General features: G+C 44.3%; 9 protein-coding genes. 6 read left to right on the top strand and 3 right to left on the bottom strand.

The annotated features are described in order from the left end of the window. Positions 1-41 precede the first annotated feature (41 nt). Positions 42-1,112, bottom strand: a complete 1,071-nt coding sequence (locus tag GOB82_RS12590) for a relaxase/mobilization nuclease domain-containing protein (RefSeq protein WP_166123614.1) — start codon at positions 1,110-1,112, stop codon at positions 42-44. Between the two features lie 5 nt (positions 1,113-1,117). After that, positions 1,118-1,462: a MobC family plasmid mobilization relaxosome protein gene (locus GOB82_RS12585; RefSeq protein ID WP_166123612.1), complete on the bottom strand. Its 345-nt coding sequence runs from the start codon at positions 1,460-1,462 to the stop codon at positions 1,118-1,120. Between the two features lie 257 nt (positions 1,463-1,719). On the opposite strand from GOB82_RS12585, the gene GOB82_RS12580 reads away from it, so the two are divergent. Then, entirely contained in the window at positions 1,720-1,992 is a 273-nt protein-coding gene (locus GOB82_RS12580) for a hypothetical protein (protein ID WP_166123610.1), read from the top strand. A 38-nt stretch (positions 1,993-2,030) separates the two neighbouring features. On the opposite strand, the gene GOB82_RS12575 is transcribed toward GOB82_RS12580, so the two are convergent. Continuing rightward, entirely contained in the window at positions 2,031-2,804 is a 774-nt protein-coding gene (locus tag GOB82_RS12575; RefSeq protein WP_166123608.1) for a hypothetical protein, read from the bottom strand. Between the two features lie 183 nt (positions 2,805-2,987). Between GOB82_RS12575 and GOB82_RS12570 the strand changes: the two genes are divergently transcribed. The 5 genes from GOB82_RS12570 (at position 2,988) to GOB82_RS12550 (ending at position 8,916) form a co-directional block, all read left to right on the top strand. Then, the gene (locus GOB82_RS12570; RefSeq protein ID WP_166123606.1) at positions 2,988-3,494 is read left to right on the top strand and encodes a 3'-5' exonuclease; all 507 of its coding nucleotides are present in this window, start codon (positions 2,988-2,990) and stop codon (positions 3,492-3,494) included. A 37-nt stretch (positions 3,495-3,531) separates the two neighbouring features. Next, positions 3,532-4,299: a hypothetical protein gene (locus GOB82_RS12565; protein ID WP_166123604.1), complete on the top strand. Its 768-nt coding sequence runs from the start codon at positions 3,532-3,534 to the stop codon at positions 4,297-4,299. 33 nt (positions 4,300-4,332) lie between these two features. Further along, entirely contained in the window at positions 4,333-4,722 is a 390-nt protein-coding gene (locus tag GOB82_RS12560) for a hypothetical protein (RefSeq protein WP_166123602.1), read from the top strand. Positions 4,723-5,659: 937 nt separating this feature from the next. Beyond that, positions 5,660-5,929, top strand: coding sequence for a helix-turn-helix transcriptional regulator (locus tag GOB82_RS12555; RefSeq protein WP_166123600.1), 270 nt, complete (start codon positions 5,660-5,662; stop codon positions 5,927-5,929). A 167-nt stretch (positions 5,930-6,096) separates the two neighbouring features. Beyond that, positions 6,097-8,916 carry a DNA polymerase gene (locus GOB82_RS12550; protein WP_166123597.1) on the top strand — a complete coding sequence of 940 codons (2,820 nt, stop codon included), beginning with the start codon at positions 6,097-6,099 and terminating at the stop codon, positions 8,914-8,916. Positions 8,917-9,463: the final 547 nt, after the last annotated feature.

Here is a 9,463-nt window from a genome sequence, read left to right as displayed (position 1 = left end):
ACATCAAAGAAACCAGTCTGCTTCATGATCCATGCCCCCAATCAACTCAAGGGAAATGGAATCACAGAGCAGCTCTCAAAACCAGGGGGTTTTTCGAACCCTCCAGATGATACGCTTACACCGACTGGGCCAGCAGAAGAAGCAGTTTTAACTGCTTCTGACATAGAAGGTTTTGATATCTGCTCAATAGTGGCAGGCTTGTCAGTAGCAGATGCTGGTGTGGCTTCTGCTGGCTGTTTTGCTACTACTTCAAGCGGTTTAAATGATGTGTCTATGCCCTGCTCAAGTGCTTCATGCATATTATTGAAATCTTGTTTTTTCATACCGAAAAGACGATTAGCAGAGCCTAAAACTTGGTTTTCACTATTAACAATAATGTATGTGTTGGCTTTATCCCCTTTCTTAATATCTAATCCCACATCTAACATTTGCTCATATAATTGAGAAAATGATTCAGATGATATACGCAGGTCTTTCAATGATTGACGGACCTCATTTAATTGAATTCCGCCAATTTTTGCACGTCTAAATTGTTTATCTGAATAACAAGCATCAGGGGCATTCTTAGGGTCTAATGATGGTGTGTTTTTTCTAATGATATCAGCATAATATGAGCGTCCAGATTTTTCTAAATCTTTAATGACTGAATTATTATGCTTTCCGATAACAGGAGCATGGTGAAAATCTATTTCCGCAATACGAGCAATTTTTTCTTCTCTTATCTTAGAAAACGATGAATCCATGATTCTGCCGTTAGATAATACTTCAGGAAAATAAACATGGTAATGATGGTTAGATGCTTTGCCATCTGCTCGCTGTTTTGTATGTTTTACAATAGTCGTTTTTGATGCATCTGCTTTGAATTCACGAGCATAATTTTTAACTAATTCAATAAGTTGCTCGTCAGTCATATCTTCATACGATGATATCTTTATGTGTCTGACCGCATACTTAGAACCGACCGCTCTGGCTCGTCCAAGCTCTGATTTTACGTCAAATTCAGAACCTTGAAGCACTTCAATAGCTTCATTGTCAGACCCATGAAACACATGGCGACATGTTGAAGACATGCCAGAAGCCGATGTTTTCATACGTGCTGATTTGACTATCATCTGACTTACTTCTTAATAGTAGCAATCATGCTGTCTATCTGTGATAGAATTTTTAAGCATTGCTTCATGTTGTCATTAGCATCATTATAGCCCTCGCCTGAGTTTAGCTTTCTTGCAATCTGATTCAGGTTGTTGCCAATTCTGCTAACTTCTTCTCTGGTTAATTTTAATTCTGACAGCAATGAAATCTTATCATCATTCAACATATGAGCAGAATTCATCAGACTACGGAAATAGTTTGCAAGTGTCTTATATCCGCAAGATTTTGCTGTATCATTCCATGACTGAAGCTCTTGCTTAGATGCTCTAACTGATAATCTGGTCTGGGTTCTGTTCAGGTTTGGCTTCATAATAATCATCCTCAAATGTATGAATACATATAAGCAGGTCCACGGGTGCAACCCTGGCCAGATGGCATTGGATAGCCCTGAAAGGGGTAGCCGTATGCCACCTCTGGCAATATATAATAGTATTCTTTAATCTGTATTATATCATTAATATCAAATACCACTTTATACCGTGTTTATACCGGTATAATATACTTAATTATATTGACATTTTATTTATGATATACTATAGTAATATTATAAAAAGAGGACATGAAATTATGACTGACGCAGAGATGAAAGAGTTTCTCGCAAACCCAAAAGAATACAATAAGAAGCAACATCAGAAGGCATGGAAGCCATATAATGATGCTGTTCAATCATCTAGCTTGCGTAGCGTTCATAACAAAATGTCTGCTGTTTCAGATCGTGCTTCAGCATACTTGTCACCAGTCGCCAAAGCTGAATACGATAGAAAAAAATCTATTGAATTGATGAAAGTCGATATGCTTGATGCTCAATATAAAGAACGTGCAAAATTGTTATTCACATAAAAAAAGAGGCCATAAGCCTCCCTATTAATGATATATTATTATCTCGTTAGCTGTAAGCTATTGGCTTCTTTCTTAATGTGAATGTTTCCATCCTCATCAAGCTCAATATTATTTTTCAAATAATCTTTTAAATCATTCGTATTCAAATGCATATTAATAATATCATTTTTGATATTGTCGTTAGACATCACACAGATAAGCTTTTGTTGTAGTTCTTTTGCTTCAAGTGCTTCAGGTCTATTCTGGAAATCTTCAATCATTTCCATACGTTCATTGCGACAGATATCAAGAGCTTGATGCATCTGCTCACGTAATTCTAAATCTTTCGATATATACGGAGATAACATAGCATCCTGATACGGCTGATAATGATTTATCAAAAACGAATTCAGGAATTCAGCCATTATTTTATTACAATTTCTCAAAAATTCAGCTTCATTTGAAAACATTCCAGTAATAGGTGTGCTGTTCATCTGAGACGGATCAATAAGCATGAAATCAAGTTTTTCTTTAAGATATTGCTCCACTTCTTTTTTATCATCACCAAGCTTTTTTAACTCACGAGTAAAAGGATTATCCGTTTCAAATAGCTCTTTATATTGTTTTTCATGATCGAGCATTTCGGTAGTAATCTCAGGATGTGTTTTTAAAATAACTTTATTCAATGCATTATTGAGAAAAGCAGAATTCATATTAAATGAATTCGTATTAATTTCTAACTTCTTATTATTCTCATGATCTTTTTTTTCATCATCTGACATAGATGCTAACTGTTCTCTCTTTTGCTTTATTCTATCTCTAAAATTTGACATTATACTATACTCCTATTCTATTTATAATTATATCATAAGAAAATACATATTATATTACCAAATAATTATACTGAATAATTTATAAATATCGTTATTATTTATTTAATTATATGATTAATATGCATTATATTCTGTATCTATATTAATATGATATAATAATATTAGTTATGGGAGATTATAAAAATGGATTTAATACTAGATACAGAAACAACAGGACTTAATTATGATGATGTAATTCTTGAAATTGGCATATGTGATATGAATTCTAATATTCTGATGGATAAGAGGATAAAGCCGAAATCAAAAAAGTCATGGCCAGGTGCCGAACGCATTCATCATATATCATTTGACGATGTTAAAGAGTGTCCTGAATTTCCTGATATAGTGGATACGCTGAAAAGCATATTAATCCCAAACCGTGTGATAATTTTTAACTCTGATTACGATGTCAGATTATTACGACAGACAGCAGAAAGCTACGGATTAGATACTGACTGGATTGATAATTTAGATGTCGTTTGTTGTATGTATGAATCTGGCAGGAAATGGCCGGATTACGCAAACTACTACGGCGGAATGAAATTAATTACAGCAAGTAAATTGGCTGGTTCTGGGTTTGTCGGAAAACCACATTCCGCCGTTGGAGGCGCATTGACAACATCAAAGGTTTGGCAGGCGATCAACTCGTAATTATATTAAGAATTAACAAGAAGGTGGGAGTCTTCAAATGAATAGTAAGCTTCATTCTTTATATTCCGATTTTAAATATGAATTAATAAAAAATGACATAAAATTTCCTGGAGCCTCAGCACCCTACCTACTCTCTCCCACTAAAGAGTATTGGGACTCAAAATTTAAAGTCGTTGTTCTTGGACAAGAAACACTTGGATGGAATTGGAGTAAGCAAAATTGCTCTGATTATCCAGCTTACGGAAATTGGCCTTATTCTGATATCTGTTGCTACGATGATTTTTTAACTCACCAAGATTCAGTGGATGCCTTAATGGAAGGCTACACTCGCTTTGATAATGCATCACATCAACCGAAAAATAAGAGCCGTGCATTTTGGCAAGCATTTGACCAAATACAGCAAGACCTTGGATGCTCAATTATTTCTGGGAACGTATGTAGAATTTCATACCCTGACGATAATGGAAGTCGTTATTTTAACGCTCCTAAAGAATTACAAAAAATATTTGACCCATATCAGGAAAAACTTTTAAGAAATGAGTTGGAAATACTTTGCCCAAATGCTGTAATTATGCTTACTTCATCAAAATATGATGATTTCATTTGGAACGCTTTTCCATACCCTGAGCTGACTCTTAATCCCATAGAAAATAATATTGCTGAAACGAAGCTTGGTAAATTTTCTATGCCTAATTTACCATTTGCAATTTATCGAACCTATCACCCTCAAGGATTAAGATTTACAGGTCATTTGGATTGGATACAGGACATCTGCAATCTCATTAAAAATGAGTCAGTAAAATAACCTATAAACCAATCATACGTTGGCAGGAATTAGATGACTTCCGATGATAATGCGTCTGTAGGAATTTTTTGGCTTATAGCCGAAAAAGGACGCTCTTTTTTGCTCACAGATAAAATAAAATACTCTCAAGCAGAATCATATGGTGATGCATTAACATGGGGTGGACATTACGAATTCTGGGAGCAGTTACGGAAAAACCATAAAAACAATGTGCCTCTTTGGTCTGAGTATGAGGAATGGCCTAGAGGTCGAGTGATCTATAACACCAAGAGCCATAATTTTATTGCTTACGCCGATAAGAAATTATTGACCAAAAATGGGAAAAAGCTACTTATAGACGAATTTTGCTTACCAAATGCCAATACCATTTTCTTGGCTGACAGCCATTATATAAGCATTAGAAATCCCACTATTCCTATGTAATTTATGAATAACTTTCCTCATAAAATTCACCCTAAAAACCTGATCTTCAATCAGCACTTAGCCAGCACCTACCGCTCGATAGGTGCTGGATGGTGTTAAATAGGTGCTGAATTTTTTGTATTGACAAATCAAAAAATCTATGCAGATCGAATCACAGAAAACTGCGATTCTTGTTGATTTTTCGCTGTATATACAGTAACTTAGCAATGGTTGTTGGCGGAGAGATAGGGATTCGAACCCTAGGTACAATTGCTTGCACAACGGTTTTCGAGACCGAAAATGACCCCCCTTCTAATCAATGACTTATCCTATCATATTGTTGATTTTGAACGATATTTTTTGCGTTACGTTGACTCAGGGTTGATGGAATTGAGCCTATCTAGCAGATCGATTGTCGCAAATTGTCGCAAGATTCCGTTCCAGATGTTCGTCTTCTGTTCTCAATTAAAAATCAACCATCACGCAGTTGTTACTAACTGACTCTAGTTGCGCCTAGATGCACCAGAAGCGCTACTGGCTGCGTCTAACGCGCCACCCCCAGCATGTGCCTAGGCATGCCAAGGCAACGAAAATGTCGATCTATGAATTTTATTTCATAAACGCAGCCCCCTACAGATCATCGGAAATGGGCGAAATCCCCCTCGATTTGATGTCACGTGAGCGGCCTCTTTGCTCACGACGCAAGAGCCACTCAATCTATTGATTTCATTGCATATTTTTGAGATGCGTCCATGGACGGCGGCGCAGTTACGAACAGGCGACGCATGTAATCTTGAACATATTTGAACTATAAGATGAGCCACTTTTGATCATCAGATGAACAGCATATGTCGTTTACTTTTCTTACTGATTTGCGCCATCCTGACCTCAGGTATCAGGGACTAACTCCCTTAATATTCCACAGCATTAACAACCCTAAATCAGATGGAGATGAGACATGAATCTCAACACTGATGACTCACGCCAGCTTCTCACCGAAGAACAGGCGGCGAATGTTCTTCAAATCTCGCCATACACGCTTCTGCGTCTGCGCGTGCATGGCCTCAAGGGGCGCACCGGCCCGGCCTGGGTCAAGATGGGTAAGTCCATCAGGTATCGCCGCTCTGACCTTGATGCCTGGATCGCGAGTCAGGTCATTCAGCCCGCCCCACCATCTCCGCAGATCGGGCGCCCTCGCAAAACGGAGCGGGTCAGCACAGCGGCTTGACAGCCAGATAATCCGCTCAAACAGAAAACGCTGACCCATCCCGTCACAGGATGAACCAGCGCCCGAAAAACCCAGAAAACACAAAAGCATATCAAATATAAACAGCCAACTATATTGGTTTTTCGGGCGGAGGGTCAAGCGTTTTCTCGCATTTTTTTTTGGAGAAAATGACAGTGACCATTCAATCGGCGACCGCTGTGGTCGTTCCGCCAGCATCGCAATGTTCGATGCCACGCACCCCGAGGATTTCGAGTCCGGATCGAGCACGGACCCGGGAAGACGCGCGGGAACTGGCCGCGCAAGGCCAGGAGCCGCAGGATAGCTATCGGGATGGTCCGTATCCGAAGATCGTCTATAAGTATGCCCCTCCCGCGAGGGTAGGGAGCGCAGACCGCGCATATATTACGTGGTTCCGAACGCTGCGTGCCTTCGCCCCCGACATCCCATCTCGGAGCGTTGTCGCGGCGACCTTCGGCGAGGGCGCTGTCGTAGAGACAATGCAGATCGAGAGTGATACGGCACCACGCCTATACGCCGCAGCATTTGAAGTGACAAACGGAGGTGGCGCGCAACGTCAGGGGACGGCAAGTCTGGTCATCAGCGTTGACACGGAATATCAGCAGTGGGGCCATGAGAATATAGCCCTCTCATATCAGGTAACAGCCGCACATAAGTCAGGACGATTGATCCAGTTCATTGTATTTCCGATGTCAGGAGAGCGTATTCCGTTCGGGGCGTTGCCAGATTTTGCTATGCGCTTATTTGGCAAGCATGCGCGATGTCGCGAGACGGTCCTGACGATCGCGCATTTTAATGGCGCGGAGTGGACAATGTTCGCCGATCGTGACGAGTTCGCGCCATACCTGGATGGCGTACGAAAATCCGTTGTGACGTTGCAGGAGCCGTTCACCGCCACCACCCACGACCCGGTGAGCCGCAACCAGCGCGTTTTTAACTGCAACTTTGTGGATACCTTCCTGATTTCGCCAGCAGACAACGGGTCGCTCGCCGCGTGGGGCGCATTGCTGAACCACGAAAAACTGGAGCTACCATCGGGCGCGATCGAGAACATGAAGGATTTTCTGCGAGACAACCGGCAGACATTCGTCGATTACGCCATGAGGGATACAGAGGTTTGCTTGCTGGCACTCGGTTACTTCATAAACTGGTGCGGCAGGCAAAGTCTATCATATCGAGGATTCAGAGCCGGCATTACGCTGGGAGGAACGAGCGTCAACTTGTATAAAGCGTTTGAAGGAGGATCGGAGGCACTGGATATACTGACCGGCATGGAGAAACGACAAATCAGAACAGAGTCAGGGCGCTGTATATGGGTAAAAGAGCCGTGTGATGCCCGTGTCATCCATGATCCACTCGCGGCGAGGTGTTACCATGGGGGCCTGAACGTCGCGTACACGATCGGTAAGGTCGAGACCCCTCCAGACCACGCGGTTTACGATATCGATCTCTCTGGCGCTTACGCGGGCGCGATGGCGTGCCTCTTAAGCCCCAGCTTCAAGGTGTCGCGCGCCACGCACGTCAATGAAATCCTGGAGGCTGTAGAGGTCGGACAGCACGTCGTCGCGCGTGTGAAATTCCAGTTCCCGAGCGATTGCGAGCATCCATGCCTGCCAATCTCCACAAAGAACGGACTAATTTATGTACTGAAGGGAGAATCCTTCTGCACTGGGCACGAAATCATCACAGCAGTCGGCCTGGGGGCGCAGATTGATATTGTAGATGCCGACATCTGGCATGTAACGGATCGGCGGCTGTTTGCGCGATACATCGGGTTTACCGTCGGAGAACGGTCGAGATACGCGAAGAAGACGCTGGAAAACCTTCTGTTCAAGGAAATGACCAATTCACTGTATGGTAAGGTCGCGCAGGGGATAAAAGACAGGAAAATCAGCAATTTCAGCGCACCGGAGGACGGACCACGCCAGTTGGAGCCGTCGGCGGTCACGCTACCGATCATCGCGGCGCAGATCACGGGAATCATCCGGTCGGCCCTGTTCGAACTCAACGCACTCTGGCGCGCCGAAGGCGTCAGAATTGTTGCGACGACGACCGACGGCAGCCTGGTCGTGGCACCCGTGGATTACGAGTTCAACGCCGTAGCGACAAGATCGGAGGCGGCATCCCGGCTACAGGCCGGACGGGACGCCGCTGGAATAACCGGCGATCTGCTCGAACTGAAAGCGACAGGATCATCTCTCGAAAGCTACAGGACACGAGCGAATCTCATATTCGACCACGACGGAGAATGTATAGCAAAAGCGGGCGCGTCGATGAAGTTCGAGACCCATAACCGCAACGATATAGCGGCGGAAATGCGCCGCATCGCGGCACTCGACAAAATAGAAACGCGGGAATCGACGCAACTGACCTCGGCCTTCGCGTCCAGAACAGGTAAAGCTGTCGATCTCATATCGATATCGGTCAATAAAAGAGAACATCTGGACTATGACTACAAACGTCGCCTCGGCAGAGATGGCGAGACGATGCCGTTTACGAACATTGAGGAACACGACGCGAACCGCGAAATCGTCGATAGGCTCCATAAACAGAATGTACGCGCGACCCCCGACGCAGTCGATCTCAAGACCGTCGGGGCACGCATGCGGCGCGACAGTCGGAACGATGTCGAAACGTCTGTCGTCTATCGCGCAATCCGGCGACTGGCGGCGAAGGGCGTCGGCGGGTGGCGATGGGACAAGACCCATGAAGCCTTTAACGTTGACCGCTCCGTGAAGGCGAAGGACGCGAAGAGGCCGCCGATCCGACTGCCGGGCGTGGCGGCCGATGCGGTTTTCAGGGTCGCGGCGGCACAGGCCGATACCTATGAGGCCGCGACCCTGATGCTGGAGGCTGCCATTCCCAACGCCAAAACGCATCTCAAAAACCCGGAAGCGGTGTTCGCGGCTGTGAAAGCAGAGCGTTGTCAATGCGCCGAAGATCGCCGCATTCAGATTAACTCCACGTAATAATCTGACGTGTTGCAGCGACGTGGACAAAAGTTACGAGGTAACGGGGTAAAAAATGACGAAAATCGGCATTTTTCGTCAGCAAAAAAAATCGCCGATCTGCCAATTCTATAGATATAATGAAGGACAAAGAAAATGTGGACAAACCGGCGCAGGGGGACCCCAGTAGCGTAAGGGTTAGCGTTGCAGCGCCACAGGACAGCAGCCGTCGCCGACGGCCGTATTGCGCATTCCCGAAGCGACCTCGCCAAAATCGGGCAGTTTTCTGCCCGCCTGAGCCGGTCTGTCGCGTTTCTGGTCTCTTATCACAGCGAAGCGCGTCAGGCGGCTGTAGCCCCCCTTGAAACCGCCCGTACGCCATGGGGCATTTTTGGTTAACTATCGGTAATATATTGGCGTTTTCGACGCTTTCTAGGGAAGCAGGGAACTGAAGGAAGGTAAGCATCCGGAGAGAGCCGCGGGCGTAATCAGGCTTTGATGGTATTATTGCTGTGGTGAAGGGTTTTCCAGTGCCATGGCAGGAGTTCATGGAGGCGTGGATTTGGCA

The sequence above is a fragment of the Acetobacter farinalis genome, assembly GCF_011516935.1.
Lineage (GTDB): Bacteria > Pseudomonadota > Alphaproteobacteria > Acetobacterales > Acetobacteraceae > Acetobacter > Acetobacter farinalis.
This window is presented reverse-complemented; position numbering and strand designations above follow the sequence as displayed.

Excerpts from the sequence above, each read along its gene's own strand:
- GOB82_RS12565 (WP_166123604.1), top strand. The coding sequence starts at position 3,532 with ATGAATAGTAAGCTTCATTCTTTATATTCCGATTTTAAATATGAATTA.
- GOB82_RS12575 (WP_166123608.1), bottom strand. The coding sequence starts at position 2,804 with ATGTCAAATTTTAGAGATAGAATAAAGCAAAAGAGAGAACAGTTAGCA.
- GOB82_RS12570 (WP_166123606.1), top strand. The coding sequence starts at position 2,988 with ATGGATTTAATACTAGATACAGAAACAACAGGACTTAATTATGATGAT.
- GOB82_RS12585 (WP_166123612.1), bottom strand. The coding sequence starts at position 1,462 with ATGAAGCCAAACCTGAACAGAACCCAGACCAGATTATCAGTTAGAGCA.
- GOB82_RS12550 (WP_166123597.1), top strand. The coding sequence starts at position 6,097 with ATGACAGTGACCATTCAATCGGCGACCGCTGTGGTCGTTCCGCCAGCA.
- GOB82_RS12555 (WP_166123600.1), top strand. The coding sequence starts at position 5,660 with ATGAATCTCAACACTGATGACTCACGCCAGCTTCTCACCGAAGAACAG.
- GOB82_RS12580 (WP_166123610.1), top strand. The coding sequence starts at position 1,720 with ATGACTGACGCAGAGATGAAAGAGTTTCTCGCAAACCCAAAAGAATAC.
- GOB82_RS12560 (WP_166123602.1), top strand. The coding sequence starts at position 4,333 with ATGACTTCCGATGATAATGCGTCTGTAGGAATTTTTTGGCTTATAGCC.
- GOB82_RS12590 (WP_166123614.1), bottom strand. The coding sequence starts at position 1,112 with ATGATAGTCAAATCAGCACGTATGAAAACATCGGCTTCTGGCATGTCT.